General features: G+C 61.1%; 21 protein-coding genes and 1 pseudogene. 13 read left to right on the top strand and 9 right to left on the bottom strand.

Annotation, left to right across the window (positions count from 1 at the left end):
* Positions 1–129: 129 nt before the first annotated feature.
* From HMPREF9463_RS03930 to HMPREF9463_RS03900, 7 genes are all read left to right on the top strand, one after another.
* Positions 130–3,603, top strand: coding sequence for a DEAD/DEAH box helicase (locus HMPREF9463_RS03930; protein WP_035137354.1), 3,474 nt, complete (start codon positions 130–132; stop codon positions 3,601–3,603).
* A gap of 165 nt (positions 3,604–3,768) precedes the next feature.
* Positions 3,769–4,131, top strand: coding sequence for a desulfoferrodoxin family protein (locus HMPREF9463_RS03925; protein ID WP_035137352.1), 363 nt, complete (start codon positions 3,769–3,771; stop codon positions 4,129–4,131).
* Positions 4,132–4,248: 117 nt separating this feature from the next.
* Positions 4,249–6,234 carry an NAD(+) synthetase gene (locus HMPREF9463_RS03920; RefSeq protein WP_052044065.1) on the top strand — a complete coding sequence of 662 codons (1,986 nt, stop codon included), beginning with the start codon at positions 4,249–4,251 and terminating at the stop codon, positions 6,232–6,234.
* Between the two features lie 137 nt (positions 6,235–6,371).
* Positions 6,372–6,893: a crossover junction endodeoxyribonuclease RuvC gene (gene ruvC, locus HMPREF9463_RS03915; RefSeq protein ID WP_035137351.1), complete on the top strand. Its 522-nt coding sequence runs from the start codon at positions 6,372–6,374 to the stop codon at positions 6,891–6,893.
* Positions 6,893–7,513, top strand: a complete 621-nt coding sequence (ruvA, locus tag HMPREF9463_RS03910; RefSeq protein ID WP_035137350.1) for a Holliday junction branch migration protein RuvA — start codon at positions 6,893–6,895, stop codon at positions 7,511–7,513. Before ruvC ends, ruvA begins: the two co-directional genes overlap by 1 nt.
* Entirely contained in the window at positions 7,513–8,580 is a 1,068-nt protein-coding gene (gene ruvB / locus HMPREF9463_RS03905) for a Holliday junction branch migration DNA helicase RuvB (protein ID WP_035137349.1), read from the top strand. Before ruvA ends, ruvB begins: the two co-directional genes overlap by 1 nt.
* A 131-nt stretch (positions 8,581–8,711) precedes the next feature.
* Complete coding sequence (locus HMPREF9463_RS03900) at positions 8,712–10,379, top strand: formate--tetrahydrofolate ligase (RefSeq protein ID WP_035137348.1); 1,668 nt, start codon at positions 8,712–8,714, stop codon at positions 10,377–10,379.
* A 64-nt stretch (positions 10,380–10,443) separates the two neighbouring features.
* Here HMPREF9463_RS03900 and HMPREF9463_RS03895 read toward each other — a convergent pair whose 3' ends face one another.
* A complete protein-coding gene (locus HMPREF9463_RS03895) occupies positions 10,444–10,680 on the bottom strand; it encodes a hypothetical protein (RefSeq protein ID WP_035137347.1) in 237 nt (78 codons plus the stop codon).
* Between the two features lie 137 nt (positions 10,681–10,817).
* On the opposite strand from HMPREF9463_RS03895, the gene HMPREF9463_RS03890 reads away from it, so the two are divergent.
* Positions 10,818–11,780, top strand: a complete 963-nt coding sequence (locus HMPREF9463_RS03890; RefSeq protein WP_035137346.1) for a hypothetical protein — start codon at positions 10,818–10,820, stop codon at positions 11,778–11,780.
* 13 nt (positions 11,781–11,793) lie between these two features.
* On the opposite strand, the gene HMPREF9463_RS03885 is transcribed toward HMPREF9463_RS03890, so the two are convergent.
* Positions 11,794–12,975, bottom strand: coding sequence for a cation diffusion facilitator family transporter (locus HMPREF9463_RS03885; RefSeq protein ID WP_035137345.1), 1,182 nt, complete (start codon positions 12,973–12,975; stop codon positions 11,794–11,796).
* Positions 12,976–13,193: 218 nt separating this feature from the next.
* On the opposite strand from HMPREF9463_RS03885, the gene HMPREF9463_RS03880 reads away from it, so the two are divergent.
* Positions 13,194–14,531 carry a TFIIB-type zinc ribbon-containing protein gene (locus tag HMPREF9463_RS03880; protein WP_035137344.1) on the top strand — a complete coding sequence of 446 codons (1,338 nt, stop codon included), beginning with the start codon at positions 13,194–13,196 and terminating at the stop codon, positions 14,529–14,531.
* 153 nt (positions 14,532–14,684) lie between these two features.
* On the opposite strand, the gene HMPREF9463_RS03875 is transcribed toward HMPREF9463_RS03880, so the two are convergent.
* From HMPREF9463_RS03875 to HMPREF9463_RS11570, 5 genes and pseudogenes are all read right to left on the bottom strand, one after another.
* Positions 14,685–14,891 (bottom strand): hypothetical protein, encoded by a 207-nt coding sequence (locus HMPREF9463_RS03875; RefSeq protein ID WP_148334161.1) that lies wholly within the window; start codon positions 14,889–14,891, stop codon positions 14,685–14,687.
* Positions 14,892–15,940: 1,049 nt separating this feature from the next.
* A complete protein-coding gene (locus HMPREF9463_RS03870) occupies positions 15,941–16,168 on the bottom strand; it encodes a hypothetical protein (RefSeq protein ID WP_035137342.1) in 228 nt (75 codons plus the stop codon).
* 58 nt (positions 16,169–16,226) lie between these two features.
* A pseudogene (locus HMPREF9463_RS03865) lies at positions 16,227–17,015 on the bottom strand (ADP-ribosylglycohydrolase family protein).
* Between the two features lie 143 nt (positions 17,016–17,158).
* The gene (locus HMPREF9463_RS03860; RefSeq protein ID WP_035137341.1) at positions 17,159–17,611 is read right to left on the bottom strand and encodes a helix-turn-helix domain-containing protein; all 453 of its coding nucleotides are present in this window, start codon (positions 17,609–17,611) and stop codon (positions 17,159–17,161) included.
* Positions 17,612–17,656: 45 nt separating this feature from the next.
* Positions 17,657–17,827, bottom strand: coding sequence for a type II toxin-antitoxin system HicA family toxin (locus tag HMPREF9463_RS11570; protein WP_084591772.1), 171 nt, complete (start codon positions 17,825–17,827; stop codon positions 17,657–17,659).
* 245 nt (positions 17,828–18,072) lie between these two features.
* Here HMPREF9463_RS11570 and HMPREF9463_RS03855 point away from each other — a divergent pair, with 245 nt between their 5' ends.
* The gene (locus tag HMPREF9463_RS03855; RefSeq protein ID WP_035137340.1) at positions 18,073–18,342 is read left to right on the top strand and encodes a hypothetical protein; all 270 of its coding nucleotides are present in this window, start codon (positions 18,073–18,075) and stop codon (positions 18,340–18,342) included.
* Positions 18,343–18,436: 94 nt separating this feature from the next.
* On the opposite strand, the gene HMPREF9463_RS03850 is transcribed toward HMPREF9463_RS03855, so the two are convergent.
* Both HMPREF9463_RS03850 and HMPREF9463_RS03845 read right to left on the bottom strand, forming a co-directional pair.
* Entirely contained in the window at positions 18,437–19,027 is a 591-nt protein-coding gene (locus tag HMPREF9463_RS03850) for a hypothetical protein (RefSeq protein WP_035137339.1), read from the bottom strand.
* A 229-nt stretch (positions 19,028–19,256) separates the two neighbouring features.
* Positions 19,257–19,859 (bottom strand): hypothetical protein, encoded by a 603-nt coding sequence (locus HMPREF9463_RS03845; protein ID WP_035137338.1) that lies wholly within the window; start codon positions 19,857–19,859, stop codon positions 19,257–19,259.
* A 377-nt stretch (positions 19,860–20,236) separates the two neighbouring features.
* On the opposite strand from HMPREF9463_RS03845, the gene HMPREF9463_RS03840 reads away from it, so the two are divergent.
* From HMPREF9463_RS03840 to HMPREF9463_RS03830, 3 genes are all read left to right on the top strand, one after another.
* Positions 20,237–20,869 (top strand): cyclodeaminase/cyclohydrolase family protein, encoded by a 633-nt coding sequence (locus HMPREF9463_RS03840; RefSeq protein WP_035137336.1) that lies wholly within the window; start codon positions 20,237–20,239, stop codon positions 20,867–20,869.
* A gap of 2 nt (positions 20,870–20,871) precedes the next feature.
* Positions 20,872–21,738, top strand: coding sequence for a bifunctional 5,10-methylenetetrahydrofolate dehydrogenase/5,10-methenyltetrahydrofolate cyclohydrolase (locus tag HMPREF9463_RS03835; protein WP_035137335.1), 867 nt, complete (start codon positions 20,872–20,874; stop codon positions 21,736–21,738).
* An 86-nt stretch (positions 21,739–21,824) separates the two neighbouring features.
* On the top strand, positions 21,825–22,168 hold a 344-nt coding region (locus HMPREF9463_RS03830), incomplete at its 3' end, for a transposase (protein ID WP_198019937.1).

Raw genomic sequence — 22,168 nt, 5'->3', positions numbered from 1 at the left:
GGGCTATTTTAGCTACCCTTTGACTGACGGCGAATGAGTCGGGGTCGGAATGCATCTCAACCGACATATGGGGGTAGCTAAAATAGCCCCGTCCCAAATTAGCTACCCCGGGTGAGATTGGAGGAAGTGATGGCGCAGGGGACGTTTGTGCAGGCGCTTCGTAAGGAGGCGGCGCTTAGCAGCACCTTTATGAAGGGGCGCTCGCTCATGCTCAACGGTGCCGTGCTGTCGTTTGAGGACTCCGGCTCGCGCTTCTCCAAAAACGTGAACATCGAGGGCACGGTGCGTGGCTCGCGCGGCGACCTGTACAAGACGCACGTGGCGCTCGATATGGACGAGCACGAGGTTATTGACTACGACTGCGATTGCCCCGCTGCCTTCCGCTATTCCGGCATGTGCAAGCACGCCATCGCCACGGCGTTGGCGTATCTGGATGCCAGTGGCGCCGAGCCTGTCGAGGGCCTGCGTACGCCGGTCCGCACGTTTACGGCACCGCCCGCACAATCCAAACAGTCCGCACGCCCCGCGCCTAGCGCATCTTCGGTCAACCCCAACTTTCCCTTCCCTGCGCCCGTCCCCACGAGCCCGAGCCTTGTGGCGGCGCTTTCCGATCTTTCGGACGCGCGCATGGACGAGCTCGCGGCCATGCGTCGCAAGCTCGCCGGCACCATTGACCCCGATGCGCCCAAAGCGGTGCTGGAGCCCTCGCTGGTGCCGTACTACAATCCGCTGTTTGCCGATCGCTTTAACTGGGCGCTCGAGTTTCGCATTCGCTGCGGTTCGGTGTCCTACGTGGTTAAGGATATCGACGGCATGGCCGATGCCTATGTGCGTGGCGGCACGTTCTCGTACGGCAAAAAGCTTACATTCCTCCATGCGCCCGAGGCCTTCGACGAGGTTTCGGTGCGCCTACTCGACCTTGTTGTGGCAACGGTTGTGTATCTGAGCGACATCACAAGTTCGCGTTCGGCGTCGTACGATTTTGCACGCAGCGGCTTTGTTGCCGAGCGTCAGTTGCCGGTATCCGAGTATTCCATCGTGTCCGTGCTGGACCTGCTGCGCGGCAGGACCATGTCCTTTGAGCCTGCTTGGTCGCGGGGGACGACGACGCATCGCTCCTACGAGGTGGCGGTCGAGCCGTCGCCGCAGGGGGAGGGCGAAGTCCCGGCTAAGCGCCCGCCGCTCCTTGCCGCCAAAATCGCGCCGGCGGCTGGTGGCAGCTACGATCTACGCCTGCCGGCCGATGCATACTGCTTTGCTTCGGGCGACGTTGCCTATCTGGTCGACACCCGCCGTGCGCGCCGCGCCGATGTAGCGTTTGCCCAGCATGCGGCGCCGTTCCTATCGCGCTTACTGCCCTGTCGCACGCCGATCCATATCGCTGTCGACCAGGTGGGGGAGTTCTGTCGTATGGCGCTGCCCATTTTGCGCGACTATACCGACCTTACCGCGCCCGCCGCGCTCGATACCGTGGCGCCCGAGCCGAGCTTTGCTATGGCGATCGGCGTCGACGATGGGCTTGTGACCTGCAAAATTACGGTTGCCTACGGCGACTGGTCGGCAGATCTCTTTAGCCTGGGCGCTCCGGGCAGCCCCTTCGAAGAGCAACGCCCCGGCGTGCCGCCCCGCGACGAGGTGGCAGAGTTTCGTGTTATGGACACGGCGGCCCTGTACTTCGATTTCTACGAGGGCGGTCTGGCGTTTGAGGAGCGCGATGACGAGAGCTTGTTCTGCCTGCTGACCGAGGGCCTGTCCGCCCTGTCCGAGCTGGGTGAGGTCATGCTCAGCGACCGTCTGCGCCAGATTTCGGTGCGACCCGCGCCCAAGCTCTCGGTTCGTGCGACCGTCAAGAGCAATCTGCTCGACGTCGAACTGGGCGCGAGCGGCCTTTCGGCGTCAGACCTTGCCATCTACCTCGACTCCTACAAGCGTCACCAGACGTTTGCGCGCCTTACGTCCGGCGACATCATTCGTTTGGACGAGGGTGCCCGAGCCGCGTTTGGCCTTGCCGAGGATCTGGGGGTCGATGCTGTTGACCTGCTCGACGGCGTGTCGCTTCCCGCGTCGAGCACCCTGTTCGTCGATAGCATGCTCGCGCGCACGCCCGCGCTCGAGGCCGATCGCGACGCTGCGTTCCGCCGTACCGTCGAGCGTCTGGACACGCTCGGCAAGATGGACTTTACGGTGCCGGCATCGCTCAAGGCAACGATGCGCGGCTACCAGGTCGACGGATACCAGTGGCTCGGCTCGCTCGAACACCTGGGCCTTGGCGGCATCTTGGCCGACGACATGGGCCTGGGCAAAACGCTGCAGATGATCGCGCATATCCTGGCGCGCGTGGAAGCGGGGGACATTAAGCCCACGCTTGTGGTGTGCCCTGCGTCGCTCGTGTACAACTGGACTGCCGAGCTGGAGCGCTTCGCCCCGTCGCTCGATGTGTGCGCCATCGTGGGCGCCAAGGCCCAGCGTCGCGTGCAAATCGCCGGCGTGGCCGAGCATAACGTGGTCGTGACGTCGTATGACCTTATGCGGCGCGATATCGACGAGTACGTCGAGCAGGACTTTGCCCGCGTGGTACTCGATGAGGCCCAGTACATTAAAAACCCGCTCACCCAGGTGGCGCGTGCCACCAAGCGCCTGCCGGCCGGCGTGCGCTTTGCCCTGACGGGCACGCCCATCGAAAACCGCCTATCCGAGCTCTGGAGCATCTTCGACTTTTTGATGCCGGGCCTACTTGGCACGCGCGAGTCGTTTGCCAAGCGCTTCGAAAGCCCGGTCGAGCATGCCGAGGGCGACAGTGCCGCTCGCCTGCAAGCGCTCGTGTCGCCGTTTGTGCTGCGCCGTGTCAAGGAAGACGTGGTGGCCGACCTGCCCGAGAAGATCGAGGATACGGTCATGGCGCAGCTCACCGGCGAGCAGCGCAAGCTCTACCTGGCCAACCAGGACCGTATCGCCCAACAGGTGCAGCACCGCGAGTCATCCGAGTTTAAGAAAGACAAGCTCAAGGTGCTCGCCGAGCTCACCAAGCTGCGCCAGATCTGCTGCGACCCGCGTCTACACTACGAGGATTACAAGGCGGGGAGCGCCAAGCTCGATACGTGCATGGAGCTCGTGCACGGCGCACTCGACGGCGGACATCGCATCCTATTGTTCAGCCAGTTTACGGGTATGCTCGATATTATCGGTAAGCGCTTGGCCAAGGAGGACATCGCCTTCCTTAAGCTCACGGGCGCTTCGTCTAAGGAGAGCCGCGCCAAGATGGTCGCGCAGTTCCAAGCGGGCGAGGTTCCGGTCTTTTTGATTTCGCTCAAGGCGGGCGGCGTGGGCCTTAACCTGACGGCGGCCGATGTGGTCATTCACTACGACCCGTGGTGGAACGTGGCCGCGCAGGACCAGGCGACCGACCGCGCGCATCGTATTGGTCAGCAGCATACCGTGACCGTGTACAAGCTCATCGCCAAGGACACGATCGAGGAGCGCATTATGCAGATGCAGGAGTCCAAGCGCGACCTGGTCAACAGCGTGCTCGGCGGCGACGGCATCTCGTCGGCGTTGTTTACCCGCGAAGATGTTCTGGCGCTGCTGGGCGGCGACGGGCGCTAGCCGCGCGCGGGGTGGGACTGCTGGAGTGGGCAGGACGGTCGACGCATTTTGGCCCGACCGCTTGCCTGATCCGTTATGTGTTCATTTGCAATGCCGTGGATGGTTTGTCTGCCTTTGGGCATAAGAACCATCGAGAACATTGGCACATCAGCAAAGGAGAACATCATGGCGAAATTCTTTAAGGACCCCGACGGCAAGCTCATCGCTGCCCTTGGCGACGGCGTTGCGACCCCTGCCGGTTGCACGGAGCTGACTGCAAACACTGAGGACGCGGCGCACGAGAAGCACGTGCCTGTTGTCGAGACCGAGCGTGACGGTCACGTGATTCGCGCACGCGTTGGCTCGGTCGAGCACCCCAGCCTGCCCGAGCACTACATTGAGTGGATCGCCCTTGAGGCCGAGGGCCGCTTAGAGGTCCATTACCTTGAGCCCGGCATGAAACCCGCGACGTTTTTCGCGGGCGGCTCCAAGACCGGTACCGTCTATGCCTACTGCAACCTGCACGGGCTGTGGTCCGCGACATTCTAGGAGCGCGCCCCCGCTCGGGGTATCATAGCTAGCATATGCACATGCAAGCGCCGACTGCATTATGCGGCCGGCGCTTTTACTACGATTTCGATGGTTTACGACGGAAAGGGCTGAGCCATGAAGCTCGCGCTTGCACAGATCGATATGCGCCTGGGTGATATTGAGGGCATTTGCGGCCGCATCGAGGACCAGGCTCGTCTGGCCCACGAGCGCGGGGCGCGCGTGCTGTGCGTTCCGGCTCCGCTCTTTATGGGCGCCATGCCCGGTGGCCTGGTGGGCGCTGCCGACTTTGAGCACGACATGCTTGCCGGCTTGACTGGTGTCGCCGAGCGTATCCAGGAGCTTGACATGATCTGCATCGTGCCCGCGGCGGTTTCGTTTGAGGGCCAGCCGCTGCTCGACTACATGATGCTCAAGGACGGTCATGTGGTGCCGGCGCGTTCGAGCATTGCCCTGCAGCGTGGCGAGAACAGCGACACGCGTTGGGCGCCGCCGGTGTTCGACGTGGACGGCGTGCGCATCGCCGTGATTTTTGACTTGGACCGCGAACTCGAGATGTTGCCGACCGGTGTTGACCTCATTGCGTATTTCCAATTCAACGCGTTTGACATGACCGACCGCGAGACTGCTGCCATTGCCGCCGTTCGCAGCGGCGCCTACCGCAAGATCGCATCCAAGCGCAGCGTGTGGTTTGCCTGCATAGCGCCGGTCGGTGCCTATGACGAGTCGGTGTATACCGGCGGTTCGTTTGTGCTCGACGACTGCGGCCGCGTGGTGGCCCAAGCGCCGTGTTTTGAGGAGAGCCTACTGGTTCAGGAGATCCAGCGCGGTGTGATGCTCGATGCCCTGGAAGACCACGAGCTGCCCGAGTTTCGCTCCGAGGAATGGCTGTGGCAGGCGCTGGTGCTTGCCGTTCGCGATAACGCCCGCGCCCGCGGTGCGTCGCGCGCCGTGGTGGCGCTCGAGGGCGACTTGCCGTCGTCTTTGCTGGCGGCGCTGGCCGTCGACGCTCTGGGCCCGCGCAATGTGATTGGCCTGGTGCTGGGGCGCAACCGTATCTTTACTCCGGCGCAGGAAGAGGCCGAGGCTGCCCGCTGTGCCGCCGTCCGCGCCATCGCCGAGCGTTTACACATTCGCACTGTCGAGCGCGATGCACCGGATGCGACGCGTGTGCTCGATCGCGACGTGTCGGCGGGCGATGCCGAGCGTCTGCGCTCGCGCACGTTGGGCCTCATGCTGGAGGACACGGCGCTCGAGCTGGGTGCGATGGCGCTGAGCCCGCTGTCCAAAACCGAGTACGCGCTGGCGGCGCCGGCGCTTTGCGGCGGCTACCAGGGCGATTACGCGCCCTTTGGCGATGTGTACCTGTCGACGCTTGAGTTTGTGGCGCGCGTGCGCAACCGCACGTCTGCCGTGGTGCCCCAAGAGCTCGTGACGCTCAACGCGGTGGAAGATTGTATGGAGCGCGTGCTGGCGCAAGCGCTCTCGACGCTCGACGGTCCGGTCGATATGCTCGACCGCGCGGCACAGCTGCTCGGCGGGCTTGAGCCGGGTGAGGTCGATGGCGCGCTCGAGGCGCACGTGGACCGCAATCGATCTTTCGACGACATCCCGATGGCCGCTGGCAAGACTGAGGCCTGCTCGCTGCTGCTGATGCTCGTGCGCCAGGGCGAGGCTGCTCGCCGCATGCTGCCGACGGCTCCGATCGTCTCGGCACGTTCGTTTGTTGAGCGCTCCTGGCCCTACATGCTTGCGTGGTCCGATCTGGGACTCAGCGGCAAGGAGCGCATGACGGTCGATTCGCTGGCGCGCGCCGAGGTGCGCCGTTTTGCTGACGAGGATACGAGCGAGCGCGTGCGAAACGAGATGATGGGCGTGCTGGGCGAGCTGCTGGGTATTTCGCCCGAGCAAATGGAGGAGCTGCGCTCCGAGGACGGTCAGCGTCGTTTGCACGAGGGAATGAAAAAGTTCGAGGGCGAGGTTCAGGACGCCATCGATAAGATGATGGGCGGTCAGGGCGGCCCGCAAGGTGGGCCCCAGGGCACGCCGATGCCGCAACCGCCGGTTGATCCGAGGCAGTTCCCATTCTTTAGCCAAAACTAACTATGGGATGGGATTCGCTCCCAACCCCGATACTTCAACTAAGCACCTCGGCCCTGTTGTGTTATTCTAGAACAGACGTTCGTGAATGATGCGCGGGGCCTTGCCTTGCGCCGTGCTTGTGGCGAGGGGAGGTTGGCTTGGTCATTTTGGGTATCGACCCCGGTTTGGCCCATACGGGTTGGGGGATTATCGAGGAGCGGCGCGGCGAGGTTCGCTGCCGTGCCTACGGTTGTATCGAGACCAGCGCGGGCAGTCCGCTCGCGGTGCGCCTGTCGCATATCGCCCGCGACCTCAAGGGTGTTGTGGAGCGTTATCGACCAGATACCGCTGCTATCGAGAGCATTTACTTTGGCGCCAACGTTCGCTCGGCCATCCCCACGGCGCATGCCCGCGGTGCTGCACTCGTGGCTCTTTCGGAGTGCGCGCTCGAGATTGGCGAGTACACGCCTATGCAGATTAAGCAGGCCGTTGTGGGCACCGGCGCCGCGGACAAACGGCAGGTCGCGTATATGGTTCGTACGCTCACGCAGCTCGATCACGACCCGCATCCCGACCATGCCGCCGATGCTCTGGCCTGCGCCATCTGTCACGTTAACCTCAGCCGCACCCGGGCGCTTACCGGTGGCGAGTTCTATCAACAGAGAGGAACCGGATACTGATGATCTCCCAGCTCCATGGAACGCTTATCGAGGCCACGATGAGCTCGGCCGTTGTCGATGTATCGGGCGTGGGCTTTGAGCTCGGCATCTCGGGCAGCACTGCCGCCACGCTGCCTGCACCCGGCGGCGAGGTGCGCCTCTATACCCGTATGCAGGTGCGCGAGGATGCCATGACGCTCTTTGGTTTTGCCTCCAAGGACGAGCGCACGATGTTCGATCGGCTCGTGTCCGTGTCGGGCGTTGGCCCGCGCCTGGCGCTCGCCGTGCTCTCTACCTATACCGTGGGACAGCTGTATTCCCTGGTAATGGCCGAGGACGACAAGGGTATGGCCAAGGTTCCCGGTGTGGGCAAAAAGACAGCTCAGCGCCTGATCCTGGAACTCAAGAGCACCTTTGCCAAGGATAAGGGCTTTGTGCCGGTCGACGTGATTCCCGGCCAGGTTGCGATGCCCGTGCCCGCTGCTGCTCCCTCGGCCATCGATGATGCCCGTGCGGCGCTCCTTTCCATGGGCTTTAGCCCGCAGGAGACCGATGTTGCCCTGAGCGGGTATGATGGGCAGAATATGCGTGTCGAGGATCTGCTCGGCGCGGCGCTTAAGCGACTCGGAATGGATGCGTGATGTGGGAAGCCGATGACTCTCAGGACCTGTGGGCGACGCCCGGTAACTCGCCGGCGGCATCCATGGCGCACGGCGAGCGCATGGTGGGCTCGGAGCTGACGGCCGAGGACCTCGATGTCGACCGCACTTTGCGCCCCCAGCGCCTGGACGACTACTGCGGCCAGGAGCACATCAAGCAGAGCCTGCGCGTGTTGATCGAAGCGGCGCAGAACCGTGGCGAGACGCTCGACCACGTGATTTTCTCGGGTCCTCCGGGCCTGGGCAAGACCACGCTGGCCACCGTTATCGCCAACGAGCTGGGCGCTCAGATTAAGACCACGAGTGGCCCCGCCATCGCGCGCACGGGCGACCTGGCGGCCATCCTTACTAACTTGCAGCCGGGTGATGTGCTGTTTATCGACGAGATCCACCGTCTGAACCGTTCGGTCGAGGAAGTTCTGTATCCCGCGATGGAGGACTTTGCGCTCGATATCGTGATCGGTAAGGGCCCGGCGGCGCGCTCGATTCGCCTGGATATTCCCAAGTTTACGCTGGTGGCGGCCACGACCCGTTCGGGCATGCTCACGGGTCCACTGCGCGATCGCTTTGGCATCTCGTATCGTCTGGATTACTACACCGTCGAGGAACTCGCCCAGATTGTGACGCGCTCGGCGACCATTTTGGGCGTGACAATCGACCATCCCAGCGCGCTCGAGATCGGCTCGCGCTCGCGTGGCACGCCGCGCTTGGCTAACCGTCTGCTCAAACGCGTGCGCGACTATGCGCAGGTGCGCGGCAACGGTCCTATCGAGCTCGATATCTGCCGTCAGGCGCTCGAGTTCTTCGAGATTGACGAGCTCGGCCTGGACTGGATGGATATTCGCATCTTGGAGACGCTTGCCAAGACGTTCTCCGGCCGTGCCGTGGGCCTGACGACGCTTGCCAGCGCGGTTGGCGAGGACCCGGGAACGCTCGAGGATGTCTACGAGCCCTATCTGCTGCAGTGCGGTTTGATGATTCGCACGCCCCAGGGCCGCCAGGCAACGCTTCGCACCTTTGAACACTTAGGAATTGAGCCGACCGTTTAGGACGGGTTTGTAGGCTATCGCTGAGCATTGGATAAACATATCGCCGTTTGTCGGTTGCGGGTACTTTACTATTGCGCGCCCGTGCTATGCTGAATTGGTCTTTTTCTCATCCGGTAACGAAAGGACCGCCCATGCCTACTGACATCGAAATCGCACGTTCCGTCACGCCGCTGCCCATTACCGAGGTTGCCAAGAACGCCGGCGTCGACGTAAAGCACCTGATTCCGTACGGCTTCGACAAGGCTAAGGTCGACTACTCTCTGCTCAACGAGCCAACTGATCACCAGGCCAAGCTTGTCCTCGTGACCGCTATCAATCCCACGCCCGCCGGCGAGGGCAAGACCACCACGACCATCGGCCTGGCCGATGGCCTGCGCCGTCGCGGCGTCAAGAGCGCTGTGGCCCTGCGTGAGCCTTCGCTCGGCCCTGTCTTTGGTGTCAAGGGCGGTGCCGCCGGTGGCGGCTGGGCCCAGGTCATCCCCATGGAGGACATCAACCTGCACTTTACCGGTGACTTCCATGCTATCGGTGCCGCCAACAACCTGCTGGCTGCCATGCTCGACAACCATATTCAGCAGGGCAACCAGCTCGGTATCGATGTTAAGCGCATCACCTGGAAGCGCGTCGTCGATATGAACGACCGCCAGCTGCGCCATGTGATTGACGGCATCGGCGGCAAGGCCCAGGGCGTGCCGCGCGAGGACGGCTTCGATATCACCGTTGCCTCCGAGGTCATGGCGATCCTGTGCCTGTCCACGAGCATCAACGATCTTAAGGAGCGCTTGGGCGAGATCGTTGTCGGCTACAGCTATGCCGGCGAGCCCGTCCGTGCACGCGACCTTAAGGCCCAGGGAGCTATGGCCGCACTGCTCAAGGATGCGCTCAAGCCCAATCTGGTGCAGACGCTCGAGGGTACACCCGCGTTTGTCCACGGCGGTCCCTTCGCCAATATCGCCCACGGCTGCAACTCCATCATGGCCACGCGTATGGCTATGCGTTTTGGCGATGTCGCCATTACCGAGGCCGGTTTCGGTGCCGACTTGGGTGCCGAGAAATTCCTCGACATCAAGTGCCGCATGACGGGCGTTCGTCCCAACGCCGTCGTGGTCGTCGCGACCGCTCGCGCCCTTAAGTACAACGGCGGTGTTGCCAAGGCCGATCTTAACGAGGAAAACCTCGAGGCCCTTAAGGCCGGTATGCCCAACCTGCTGCGCCACGTCGACAATATCCAGAACGTCTACGGTCTGCCCTGCGTGGTCGCCATCAACCGCTTCCCGACGGACACCGAGGCCGAGCTCACCCTCATCGAGTCAGAGTGCCAGAAGCTGGGTGTCAACGTTAAGCTTTCCGAGGTCTGGGCCAAGGGCGGCGAGGGCGCGCTCGACCTGGCCGATGAGGTCATGCGCTTGATCGAGCAGCCGAGCGAGCTCAAGTTTGCCTACGAGGACGGTGCCGATGTGGCCGACGCCCTCGAGGCTGTTGCCACCAAGGTCTACCGCGCCGACGGCGTCGACTTTACGCCGGCTGCCAAGCGCCAGCTCGCCGAGCTGCGCGAGAACGGCTTTGGCAACCTGCCGGTATGCGTGGCCAAGACGCAGTACAGCTTTAGCGACAACGCTAAGGCGCTGGGCGCTCCCGAGGGCTTCCGCATCACCGTGCGCGAGCTCAAGGTTTCCGCCGGTGCCCACTTTGTGGTCGCGCTGACCGGCAGCGTTCTGACCATGCCGGGCCTGCCCAAGGTTCCCGCGGCCGAGAACATCGACGTCGACAACGACGGCAACATCACCGGTCTGTTCTAAGCCTGCCGCGCATAGCCGCTTGATTGCCCCGCCGTGCCCCATGGCCCGGCGGGGCTTTTGTTTTCTATCCGCGCTGAAGGCCGAAGAGTTTGGCGTTGCGCTCGGCGACCATCATGTTGATATCGGCGATTTCCATCTCGCCGTCAATGTAGGGCTGGTAGGTACCGTACGGGTCGCCTGCCCCCAAGCTGCAGCTGCCGCAGTTATCGCAGCTGCCGTTGCCGCAGCCCGCGAGTGCCAGCTTGATGATTTCTTCACGTTCGGCGCGCGTTGTGTCTTTGATGAGCTTGCTTTTTGCCATGACGTTTCTCGATTCGCTTGTAACCGTCGGCCGCGCATGTCTTGTAGATACCGACGGCCTTTGCCCATCATAGGCTTTTGCGCGGGTAGAATGCATGGATAACTTGATGCTTACAGGCGACGGAAAGGAAACGTTGCATGGACCAGGACAAGACGACCGTGATGGGCGGATATGGCTCCGCACAGGCTGGCGGCAGCGCCGATGCGACCCGCATCGTGTCGAACCCCGGCAATGCTGCTCCCGATGCGACGCAGGCGTCTGCCGAACCCACACGGGTTATGGGCTATGGCGATACACCACGGGATCCGTTTGATTATGCACCGCAGGACCCGTATGGCAATGCGGTGGCAGATGCCTATAACAACCTGCCGCAAAATCCCATTCCGCAGCCTCAGCAGACGACGTATATGCCGCGCACGGCGCAGGCCCAGCCTCGTTATGAATCGCGCGATCCGTATGCGCGCCAGCCCTATCGCGAGTATCCCAAGTCGATTCCGCAGTATGGTGAGGACGAGGAAGAGGCTCCGTCGCGTTCGTCGAGCGTTATCAAGAAGATCCTCATTGTGCTGGCGATCTTTTTTGCGCTGTCGGTTGTGTTTGCCATCGTTTCGGGCATGCTCAACAAGCGAGGGAGTTCAACGGCCGATACCACTGCCGAGCAAACCGAGTCTGCCCCGTCTAGCACCGTCGATCTGGGCGATATCCCGGGGCAGTACTGGTCTAATGCCAAAAAGCTCCTCAAGTCACGCGGGGCTGATCTTTCGAATGCTGTGATTCTGACTGACGACGGCTCGACGCCCGTCGTCGATGCCAACTGGGTTGTTACTTCTGCCTACTATAACGACAACGGTAACCTCGAAATTCAACTCACGCACAAGAACGGCTCGGGCAACTCGTCCGACGGCCAAAGCGGCACCGACGATTCGAGCTCCAACACGCTGGAGGACCTGAGCAACAAGGCACAGGAGTTGGGAGACAAGGCGCAAGAGCTGGGCGATACGGCGCAAAACCTCGGCGATACTGCTCAGAATCTGGGCGATATGGCTACCAATGCCTGGGACGCGCTGCAAAACGGTATTTCGGGCGCACAGGAAAACTAGCGGCTGAGTGGGGCTACAACTGTTCGGCCGGACGCTCGGGCGAGCTAAAGCCGGAGTCAAACGTGACGACGCATGATGCATCGGGCCTGCGCTCGTGCACGATATGCGTCACGCGTTCCAACAGCTCGTCGTCGGAGATGTGAAAGTCGTCGGGACGCACCAGGTCAAATGACACAAGGTCATCGTGTTCGTGCAAGTCGTGGATGGAAAGCGCGGGGTCGATCTGCGCTACGCCGCGCTTGACCCAGCCGCGTAGATCGTCACCGGTTGTTGCAATGGGGTCGCAGTGCAGCGTGATGGCGATGCCCATCTGACGTTTGATGTCGTGTTCGATGGTGTCCAGAATCTCGTGGTGCTCAAAGGCATCGCCCTCGCCGGGCATTTCCACGTGTGCACTGGCAAACTGACGGCCGGGGCCGTAGTCGTGCACCATAAGGTCGTGCGTGCCCAGGACCTGGGGGTACGACATAATCCTGTCGCGGATTTCCTGGACGAGCTTGGGGTCGGGCGCTTGTCCCAGCAGCGGGCTGATGGCGTCGCGCACCAGGCCCATGCCGCTGATGCAAATGAAGATGCCCACGCCCAGACCTGCCCAGCCGTCGAGATCAAAGCCTGTCGTCTGCGAAATAAGCGCCGCCGCCAAGACCGAACCCGAGGCGATGACATCGTTTTTGGAGTCCTGCGCCGTGGCGATGAGCGTCTCCGAGTCGATGCGATCGCCCAACGTGCGGTTGAATGCGGCCATCCAGAGCTTAACGAGCATGGATGTAGCCAGTGCCGCAAGGGAAACGAGCGTGTAAGCGGTGGGGGAGGGCTTGATGATCTTGGTAATGGACTCGAGCACCAGGTTGATGCCGACGGCACAAACGAGGACGGCGACAAACAGACCGGCGAGGTATTCGTAGCGGCCGTGGCCATAGGGGTGACCTTCGTCGGCCGGGCGGCTGGCAAGGCGGAACCCGAGCAGGCTCACGATGTTGCTCGAGGCGTCGGAGAGGTTGTTGAAGGCGTCGGCGATAAGCGAGACAGAGCCGGCGAGCAGACCCGCGATGCCCTTGGCTAGGCACAGGGTAATGTTGAGGCCAATGCAGATGAGGCTTGCGGCAAAGCCCGCGTTGGTGCGACAAGTTGTATCGAACGGCTCGCCCTTGTCGCCGGGAACAAGCGTATGTACCAGCCGATTTACAAATAGCATGGCGTATCTCCTCGCATCCTTGTTTAAGGGGATAGTGTAGCTCGCATGAGCGCACCGTGCGCCGATGCTTAGAAAATGCAGCAATGGTCTGCTCGAGCTAACGAGCGGCCCTTCTTGTCCGACCGGGTGCTCCATTTTGGGCCACATGGGTATGGGCATGTGCCTGCCTGCCCGACATACTTAATGTTGACAGCCCCTGTGCAAAGGAGGACGTTTCTATGGACGAGATGTTTGCCATTAAATGCCAAAACTGCGGCGGTCCTATGTACTCACACCAGGCTAAACGCAGCTTTGAGTGCGCCTATTGCGGCACGGTCATCCCGTGGCAGGCCGATGCGGGGGAGCCCAAGAGCGCCCTGGGCATTCGCCATACGCCGCTGACGGTTGTCGATGGACTGCTTAAGCTCACCCATGTGTCGCAGCTCGAGCGTCCGGTGGACCCCGACTGGTATTTCTTTAATTCACACTGGCGCAACCAGTCGGTTCTGGAGCATCTGCTGTGGGAGGACCGCGGCACGGCGCAGGAGTTTCAAGAGGCAGCGCACGTGAGCATTCCCTGCCCCTTCTGCGGTGCGTCCTTTGAGGGGTCATCGACCCAGCGCGTGTTTGAGTGCCCGTCCTGCGGTAATAAGATCGGCGTTGCCGACCTACTCAAGCCCGGTACCTTTAGCAAGCGTCTGACCATGGGCGTTGGTGCCGAGTACGTGCCTGAGCAGGGTATTCCTTGCGAGATAACGCCGCAGCAGGCACGTGCCAACGCGCTGCAGCTGGTGCGCCAGTATCCCGATGCCTTTGCCGGGCACGACGTGGAAGACGCGATTCAAAATGACATGATGCTCTTCTACTTCCCCATGGCGCTCGCGGATTTGCGCATGATGGCGTCCTTCCCGGGCAAGGGGCTGAGCAAGGAGACCCTGGTGTACTACGAGGTGCTCGACTGGGCGTATCCGCGGGCAAACTACCTGGACGTTCGCCTTATGGGCATTTTGGAGCCGTGGGACTTTGCCAAGGTTGGGCCGTTTGACCCGGCCATGCAGGAAGGCGACTTCCGCGTTGTCTCCGTCGATGCGTCTACCAAGGACCAGGTGGTCATTGATAAGCTGGCGCTCGACATTGCCGGCAACGATGCCGAGGCGGTGCTGGGGCTCAATAAAAAGAGCATCCGCGCCTGGGCGCGCAAGGCCCGCAAGCATAAGGACGGCCTGGTGATGGTACCGGTCTACTTTGTCGATCGCCCAGCGACGGACAGCCGCGATGGCGAGCAGGTGCGCATTGCCGTAAACGGTCAGACGGGCCGCGCGGCCGCGGTGGTGTTTAGCGACAAGCGTGAGACGCATGTGGTGGCGCCGCTCAACCCGAGCCTGCATCTATCGAACGAAAGTACCGTGCATGCCACGCCCATCGAGGTCAAATACGTTAAATCGCTGTTCCTGTATCAGATCGTGCGCCGTGGAGGCGGCGAGCAACCGCGTGAGGTGGCAGCGGTGGCCGAGGGTTCCTACCGAGAGGAAAAGCCCAAACGAAAAGGCTTGTTCGCCGCGATCTTTGGGAAGTAGGGGAGTAGTGCCGGTCGGCGCTGCGATCCGATAGCTAGAGGAACGGGGCAGCTCGCAGGAGTGCGGACTGCCCCGTGCTGAGCGCCGCGCAGATGCTGTCCGTGATTAAAGCTGTGGCGGAAAAGCCCAGCCGAGGCGAGGTCTTAAACTGCTCTAATAGAGTGCCTCAGGTTCAGGCTTGATTTTTGACGGCTTGCCGGTCTTCAGACACTTCTCTATCTCGGCAATGGGGTCACTCATGCAGTAGGCGTAGCACCTCTCGTGAAAGACCCGTTCGTACTCACGCATAAGGCGATCCAGCTTTGCGCTGTCGTCCTTGTTGAGGTAGATGTACACGTTAGCCCCTTCTCGACTTTCCAAGTATCTCATTGAATAATTTATCCGATTTTATGAAATAACGCCTTAGCTGATCAGCGGATTCCGGGCTGGTTAAGCCAGCGCTGAAGAGCCTGACAAACGCCTTGAGCGCGATAAAGTCGTCGTCCCAGCTATAACTGGGGCACGACGTTCCGTTTTTGCATCGATTGTCAGCGATGCCGGGAAGGTGCCCGATGCGTCGACGTCGGCTCGTCCTATTTAGTGGACTCAAAAGCGTCCAATTCGATGCCAAGAGGGGGCTTTGTTAAGGGCTTGTGATTGCCTCAAATCGGCAATAAAAAGCCGTCCCGGGGGACGGCTGTCGGCAAGCGCCCGGATTTGAACCGGGGTCTCCTCCATCAAGGGCACTCCAGGCTGTGCTACTACTTGCCTTGTCTATATTTTTCACAGTCAGATAGACCCTGTCAATCATTTATCGCTCGCCAGCCAACGGGCACACCGGCTTGGTGCCTGCCATCGTTTTCATGTGCGCCACGGCTGCGACTACAATGAGGACGACTCAATGAAGGGTGCGGCAAGGCTGGCGCCGGATGAGTTGGCTGTGGTTGATAAGGTCGTAGACAAATTGGATAATAAAAGCGCGGAAAGTAGCACAGTACGAGGAGTGCCCTTGATTGAGGAGACGTAGGTGCAAATCCTACCGACGCGCAAGCCGTCCTTCGGGATGGCTTTTTATGTGGATTGGAGATGGCGGGTATGGTTGGACGACGCTAGGACAAGCGCCTGGATTCGGATAAGGAATCGAAGCAGCGAACGCTTTTGTCATTTCTCTGGTCGTGCGGGTTGTCTGCTCTGTTGGCCGCGCCGGCATCGCTTCTCTGCTCTCGTCCGTGCGACATCTGCTCGTGGCGGCAGATGTAAATAAACGGTGGGGCGGCTGCAAAAGAGCCGCCTTGCTGGGTAAAATCATGTTGTGCCGCGGAACCCGCTCCTCAGCTAGTCACACTTCGGAAGCGCGGGCAACGCAGGCGGTATCGTCATAAAGGGCCGGCTGCAACCGGCCCTTTTCTGTGGCAGCCAATGGGCCTGCATCAGACGAACGTCGCGTTTTTGCCTGCCAGATCGTGCTCGCCGGCTATAGCGAGGATATCGTTGCCGGCGTCCATGACCGGTATTGTTTCGTAGCGTATTCCGTCTACCACGATGGCGCGCCATTTCTTTAACGGCAACGGGGCTTCAAAGACCAGGACGGTGTATGGGCCAACGGTGCCCCGTTCTGTGGCAAACGGCCCCATGTCGGTGCATTCTGCAATCGTCATTTGTTCGGTCCTCTCATGCCCCCATGTTGGCTGATGCCGCCTGGGCTGTAGTTGCTCCCTAAAACAGGCACTGCTCAATCAGCTCCTTGCCGCGCAGAGTGTCGATCCACTCTCGTGGGATGGCTTTGAGACCGTATGCCGTGCCGGCGAGGGCGCCTGCGGCGGCTGCGGTGGTGTCGGTATCGTCGCCCAAGTTGACGGCGGCAAGCACGCAATCTTCGTAGCTGTTGGTGTTGATAAAGCACCAGCTGGCGGCCTTAAGCGTGTCGCGCACGAAGCCGCTGGACCTGATTTCGTGCTCGGGCGCGCTTTTCAGCTGCAGCGCCCACGAGGGGAGCGCGCCGTTCATCACATCCCTCATCAGCTCGACAAATATGACGCATGCATCGGTTGACGTTCTGTGGGCGTGCGTTATCGCAGAGACCCCGCTGATCTCTTCGTCTGTCGCATCGGTGAACGCCAGGGGCGCGATGCGCATGAGCGAGCCGTTGCCGTTGTCGCGTTCGCCGGAGCCACCTTTGCCGGTGTGCAGGGCGCGAGCAGTCGTGCCGCCGTAATCGAAAACGCCGTCGATCGTATACTCGCCACGGGCAATCCAGCTTACGAACTTGTCGCGCATGTCTGCGGTGTCGATATGCCCGAGCTCCCTAATCGAGTCTCAGGTAGCAAGCGTCATAGATGTGTCGTCGCTCCAGGTGCCGGCGGGCTGCCCATGCGTGCCGTAGCCGATCATGTCGGTACATTCGAACGTGCCGCGGGGCCTGAACTCGTAAGGAACGCCCAGAGCGTCGCCGACGGCAAGCCCGTAGACGCAGTCGCGCAGTGTTGGTTTCGGTCTGTCTGCCATGGGAAACACCTCTCGTACTTTGGATTGAGGATGCGCAGCTACCTGCGGCAATGTGTCCAGCCCAATTCGGAACGCAGTGAGTTCCGAATTGGGAGAGCTTGTCAGCTAATCTGACAAATGAAAAAACCCGCAACGCTATTGCTTTATACAGCAATAGGGACCTCTTTTGGGCGCCCTGCCTTTGGTGCGTCGGCGAGTCGTGCCTCGATGGAAGCTTTGGACACCATGCGCTTGGTGCCGTCCTTCCATGAATCCAACATTCCTGCATTTATCAGTTGCGATACCCGTGCTGAGCTAACACCGAGCATGCGTGCGGCATCCGCTGCGGTGACGGCGGGGATGTCGCCGAGCTCGCGGCTGACGGCCACGGCGATAATCTTGCCGCCGTGTTGTGGCTGGTGTCCAAAGTCCGGCGCGGGAAGATCGACGCCGCCCATAAGGTGATCGTCGACCATACATGCGAGAAAATCGGCGGCGCTTTCGACAGCGTCGTTTAGATCGGAGCCAAACGTTCCTCCTCCGCCCAGCGAGCCACATGGCACAGCGTCGACGACGCCGTCCGAATCAAAGAACTCGAATTCCCATACGTAAACCATATAAGACCTCCTTTAAAAAGCGATGCGAAATGTGATGAGGATGAGCTATCGAAGTCCTGCCTGCCTTAGGATTCTTTTGGCAATTTGATCCTCAATCTCTCGGTGGCGTTTCACGAGCACGAGTTTATCTCCTTTGACGAACTTCTCGTGATTAGTGCCTCCTTTCGAGATGAAGCCGGCTTCTTCGAGGATACGGATCAGTTCGCGTCTCTGCATCTCAGCCTCTTTCAATAACTATATATTAGCACTTCCTAAGGGTTTTTTTAGACTTAAATCTTAGCCATTGCTAATCCCTTGTTTTACTTCGCCATCCTTGGATAACGGCTTATATTCCTTGCGGTATTAGTTTATTTGCTCGTGTGGACACGATTTGGTGCTCCGTGCGCGACCGCGAAAAGGGTTTGCGGTGGCTAAAATGTGACCTTAAGACAGTTTTAACGAGCCCCATGGGAGTGACACGCATGGACAACAGCACCTTGCTGTTCCAGGACAAAGGTTCGGGCAGCTTTAAAGACGTCAAGATCTACCCCAACCGTATCGAGGTACTCAAGAAAGGCACTTTTGGTGGCAAGCATACCGAGATTGTCTACCTTAAGGACATCACGGGCGTTAACAGGATCAAGGGCCGCAATGTTTTTCTGCGCAACAGGCTGTTGACTGCCTGTGTCTTTAGCCTGAGCAGCCGCTCCCAGGCCCAGGAATTCGTCAACGTGCTCAATATGGTGATGTGACCGGGCGCTTTCGAACACAAAAAACCGGGATGCAAGGAGTCGCACCTTGCATCCCGGTTGAGCTAAAACGGCGCCGCTGCATGCCGTTGGAGCTTTAGCGCTTGATCTCGATATCTTCGAGCTTAACGTCCATGGCCTCGGTCTTGGCCTTGGCGATATCATCGGCAAACTCCAGAGACTTCATCATGGTCTCGACGGCGTCCTTGTGCTCCTCGACGTTGTCGATGCGCACATACACGCTGCCACCGTCAACGTCGGTGAAGTACTCGGTCGTCACGCCGCCCGAGTGCGTAAAGTAGGCGCTGCGCCAGGTCTTGCCGTTGTACTTAACGGGATCGCTCTCGGTCCATCCGGAGTTGGCCTTCCACTTTGCCTCGTAGTCGAACAGCTCGTCGGCGTTCTTGTCAGAGTCGAAGACAGGGATGAAGCGATCGCTGGCGTGCTCGCTCTCGGTGAACTTAAACTGGGCCCTGTCGGCGGTGTCGCCGGCAACGTCGGTGATCTCGACGCCCTCGGGAACCTCGACCTTAAACCAAATGAAGTCGGTCCTCATATCCACGGCGGGCTTTTCTGCTCCGCCGCCGCCACTTCCGGTAGCGCCGCCGCTGCCACCGCAGCCCACCAGGGCAACCGCGGCAAAGAGACTGATGCAGAGGGTGAGAATCGCAAAGGCCTTCTTTTTCATGGTCGTGTCCTCCTCGATCTGTAACCGCCCATGGATTACCTGCCTTTACTGTACGCGTGGGCGGCTCGTTCGGGTGGGCCATGTGTCCCATTCTGGGTGCCGGATTTGCGCCGACAAGTGGCAATATGTCCGGGCGCAAAAGAGGGGAGGGCCGGTGCTGCCGGCTCTCCCCGGGGTTGGGTGCCCGTTCATTTAATGGGGCGTTCGTGCGGGCGTGCGCGAACCCTTGCTACTTGATCTCGATGCTCGAAATCTCGACTTCGCGTGCCTCGGAAACCGCTTCCGTCATGTCATCGGGAAACTCGATGGAGTTGAGGAGTGCCTCGGCTTCTTTCTTATGCAGATCGAAGTTCGAGATAAGGACGTAGACACTTCCCGGTTCAACGTCGGTAAAGAGGAGGGTTGAGACGCCGCTGTTGTCCTCGTACGTTCCGATGAGCCACGTCCTGCCGTTATACTCGACGGACCCGCCATCCTTCCACTGGAACGTATCGCCTTTCTTTTCTGCCTGGTCGGCGTGGGATTCCTCTGCTGTCAGCGCCTTTTTCCAAACGGGGATAAAGCGATCGACCGAACCGTTCTCGTCTTCGGGGAAAGTGAGCTGGACCCTGTCGGCATTCTTGCCAGCGGAGTCGCTTACGCCAACGCCCTCGGGCATCTCGACCTTAAACCAGATAAAGTCAGTCTTCTTGGCAACGGGGGCCTTTTCTTTGCTCTCGCTCTTAGCGGCGCTGCCGCCCCCGCCCGATGCGCTCCCGCCGCAGCCGACAAGGGCAAATGCGGCAAAGAGGGCGATGCAAAGGGAAAGGATCGATAGGGTCTTTTTCTTCATGGTGGCGTCCTCCTTGTCTGCCGGTGACATCACGGCGCCGCATGCTGTTGGGGTACTGATTGCACTGGCGGCGGATGTCTCTGTGCACTGTGCGGCTTATGCCTCCGTTCATCGCTTGTGGCCGTTGCGCGGCCGTGCCCCAACGGGTTCCTTACTTATAGATATGCCCCAGTTTGTGCCATTCGGGAGTCTCGAAAGATGGGCCATGTGTCCCATGTTTGCGGCGCCGACGCCTATCGTTCGTCATAGAAATCCGCGATGGCCAGGTGTGCTGACGCTCATGTGCTTATGGGCTAGACTTAGCATCATTACGTGTTTGATGCGGTTGGTCGGCGGTTGCCGCCCGACCGATCTATATGACTTGAAGGTGCATACGTATGAGCCAAGAGATGATGGACAAGACCTGCCGTGGGTTTGCCGAGGCGCTGGCCGCGCGCGAGCCGGTTCCCGGCGGCGGTAGCGCGAGCGCCTTTGTGGGCGCGCTGGGCGCCTCGCTTTGCGGGATGGTCGCTCGCTACGGGGCAACCAATCCCGCGCTTAGCGATCGGGCGGACGATCTGACGCGTGCATTTGCCCAGGCAGACGAGTTGGCGCAGGAACTAGTGGGTCTGGTTGCCGAGGATGTTCGTGCATACGGCCAGGTGTCCGCGTCGTATGGTATTCCGCGCGAGGATCCGGCTCGACCCGCGGCGATTCAGGACGCGTTGCGCGTGGCGGCCATGCCGCCGTATCGGATCATGGACGCCTGTGGGCGCGCGCTGGCGCTGCTCGAGGACATGGCCGACAAAGGCTCGCGCCAACTGCTGTCCGACGTGGCGTGCGGCGCCGTGTTCTGCCGCGCCGCCATGCAGGGCGCAAGCCTGACGCTCTTTGCCAACACCACATCTATGAAAGACCGGGCGCGCGCCGAGGAGCTCGAGGCGGCGTGCGATGAGCTGCTGGATACGTGGCTGCCGCGCGCCGATGCACTGGCGCGCCGTGCTGCTGACGCCGCAAGGAAGAGGGGATAGCCATGGCCGAGCTGCTCAAGGGTGCTCCCGTTGCCCGTGCTTTGACCGAGGAGCTCGCCGCTCGCTGCACGGCTTTGTGCGAGCGCGGCGTTGTGCCGACGCTGGCCATCGTTCGCGTGGGCGAGCGCGAGGACGACCTGTCCTACGAGCGCGGCGCCCTCAAGCGCTGCGAAAAGGTTGGCATTGAGGCTCGCCGCGTCTTGCTTTCCGCCGATGTTTCGCAGGACGAGCTGCTGGCGGCTATTAAGGACATCAATGCTGACCCCGCTGTTCACGGCTGCCTGATGTTTCGTCCGTTGCCCGCCGGCCTTGACGAGGATACAGTTGCCGCGGCACTCGATCCCGCCAAGGATGTTGACTCCATGACACCGGCCTCGCTGCTCACCACGCTTTCGGGTCGTGGCGAGGGCTTTGCTCCTTGCACGGCCGAGGCCGTGTTGGCGTTGCTGGACCATTACGGCGTTGAACTGGATGGGGCCAAGGTCGCGGTTGTTGGTCGGTCGCTGGTAATTGGTCGTCCCGTTGCCGCCATGCTTATGGCTCGCAATGCCACGGTGACGACGTGCCATACGCATACGCGCGACTTGGCTGCCGAGTGCCGTGTAGCTGATATTGTGGTTGCGGCCGTTGGACGCGCGCGCACGATTGGCGCGGATGCGGTTCGTGGGGGCCAGACGATCATCGATGTTGGCATTAATTGGGACGAGGCCGCTGGCAAGCTGGTCGGCGATGTCGATTTTGATGCTACGGAACCGATCGTTGGCGCAATTACTCCGGTGCCGGGCGGCGTGGGGGCTGTGACCACCGCGATTCTCGCCAAACACGTGATCGAGGCGGCGGAGCGGGTAGCGCGCAGAGATGTGGTGTAAGAGGCGGGGCATACCCCGCCTCTTCCCTTTCTTGAAAGGGAGGGGACACCGCCTAGAATTCGTCGTTGGAGTAATGAAGGTGACGAATGGAAGGAAAGGCGATGCCCCAAGAAGAGAGTGTACTGCGCCTCGGCCGCGACGAGGCCCTCGAGGCGGCGAGGCTTTGGCAGGAGTGCGGCGACGCGCGCGAGTTCGCGTGCAGGGTGCTGGGCGGCGTGATGAACGCGCTGATGGACTCCGAGGCCCAGCAGATGTGCGGCGCGGGCCGCAACGAGCGCAGCGACGGCAGGGAGAACAGCCGCAACGGCTACCGCCCCAGGTCGCTCAAGACCGCCGTGGGCGACGTGGAGCTCGAGATACCCAAGCTCAGGCACGGCACCTACTACCCCGAGGGCATGCTCGCGCGATGGTCGCGCGTCGACACCTCGGT

This window comes from Collinsella sp. 4_8_47FAA, from assembly GCF_000763055.1.
GTDB lineage: Bacteria > Actinomycetota > Coriobacteriia > Coriobacteriales > Coriobacteriaceae > Collinsella.
The sequence above is the reverse complement of the archived record's forward strand: the minus strand, read 5'-3'. Positions and strand labels throughout refer to the sequence as shown.

Bases quoted from the DNA above. Each gene is read 5' to 3' on its own strand.
- HMPREF9463_RS03930 (WP_035137354.1), top strand. From the start codon at position 130: ATGGCGCAGGGGACGTTTGTGCAGGCGCTTCGTAAGGAGGCGGCGCTT.
- ruvB (WP_035137349.1), top strand. From the start codon at position 7,513: ATGTGGGAAGCCGATGACTCTCAGGACCTGTGGGCGACGCCCGGTAAC.
- HMPREF9463_RS03855 (WP_035137340.1), top strand. From the start codon at position 18,073: ATGGACAACAGCACCTTGCTGTTCCAGGACAAAGGTTCGGGCAGCTTT.
- HMPREF9463_RS03900 (WP_035137348.1), top strand. From the start codon at position 8,712: ATGCCTACTGACATCGAAATCGCACGTTCCGTCACGCCGCTGCCCATT.
- ruvA (WP_035137350.1), top strand. From the start codon at position 6,893: ATGATCTCCCAGCTCCATGGAACGCTTATCGAGGCCACGATGAGCTCG.
- HMPREF9463_RS03895 (WP_035137347.1), bottom strand. From the start codon at position 10,680: ATGGCAAAAAGCAAGCTCATCAAAGACACAACGCGCGCCGAACGTGAA.
- HMPREF9463_RS03850 (WP_035137339.1), bottom strand. From the start codon at position 19,027: ATGAAAAAGAAGGCCTTTGCGATTCTCACCCTCTGCATCAGTCTCTTT.
- HMPREF9463_RS03920 (WP_052044065.1), top strand. From the start codon at position 4,249: ATGAAGCTCGCGCTTGCACAGATCGATATGCGCCTGGGTGATATTGAG.
- HMPREF9463_RS03885 (WP_035137345.1), bottom strand. From the start codon at position 12,975: ATGCTATTTGTAAATCGGCTGGTACATACGCTTGTTCCCGGCGACAAG.
- HMPREF9463_RS03840 (WP_035137336.1), top strand. From the start codon at position 20,237: ATGAGCCAAGAGATGATGGACAAGACCTGCCGTGGGTTTGCCGAGGCG.
- HMPREF9463_RS03835 (WP_035137335.1), top strand. From the start codon at position 20,872: ATGGCCGAGCTGCTCAAGGGTGCTCCCGTTGCCCGTGCTTTGACCGAG.
- HMPREF9463_RS03925 (WP_035137352.1), top strand. From the start codon at position 3,769: ATGGCGAAATTCTTTAAGGACCCCGACGGCAAGCTCATCGCTGCCCTT.
- HMPREF9463_RS11570 (WP_084591772.1), bottom strand. From the start codon at position 17,827: ATGCAGAGACGCGAACTGATCCGTATCCTCGAAGAAGCCGGCTTCATC.
- HMPREF9463_RS03845 (WP_035137338.1), bottom strand. From the start codon at position 19,859: ATGAAGAAAAAGACCCTATCGATCCTTTCCCTTTGCATCGCCCTCTTT.
- HMPREF9463_RS03880 (WP_035137344.1), top strand. From the start codon at position 13,194: ATGGACGAGATGTTTGCCATTAAATGCCAAAACTGCGGCGGTCCTATG.
- HMPREF9463_RS03890 (WP_035137346.1), top strand. From the start codon at position 10,818: ATGGACCAGGACAAGACGACCGTGATGGGCGGATATGGCTCCGCACAG.
- HMPREF9463_RS03870 (WP_035137342.1), bottom strand. From the start codon at position 16,168: ATGACGATTGCAGAATGCACCGACATGGGGCCGTTTGCCACAGAACGG.
- HMPREF9463_RS03860 (WP_035137341.1), bottom strand. From the start codon at position 17,611: ATGGTTTACGTATGGGAATTCGAGTTCTTTGATTCGGACGGCGTCGTC.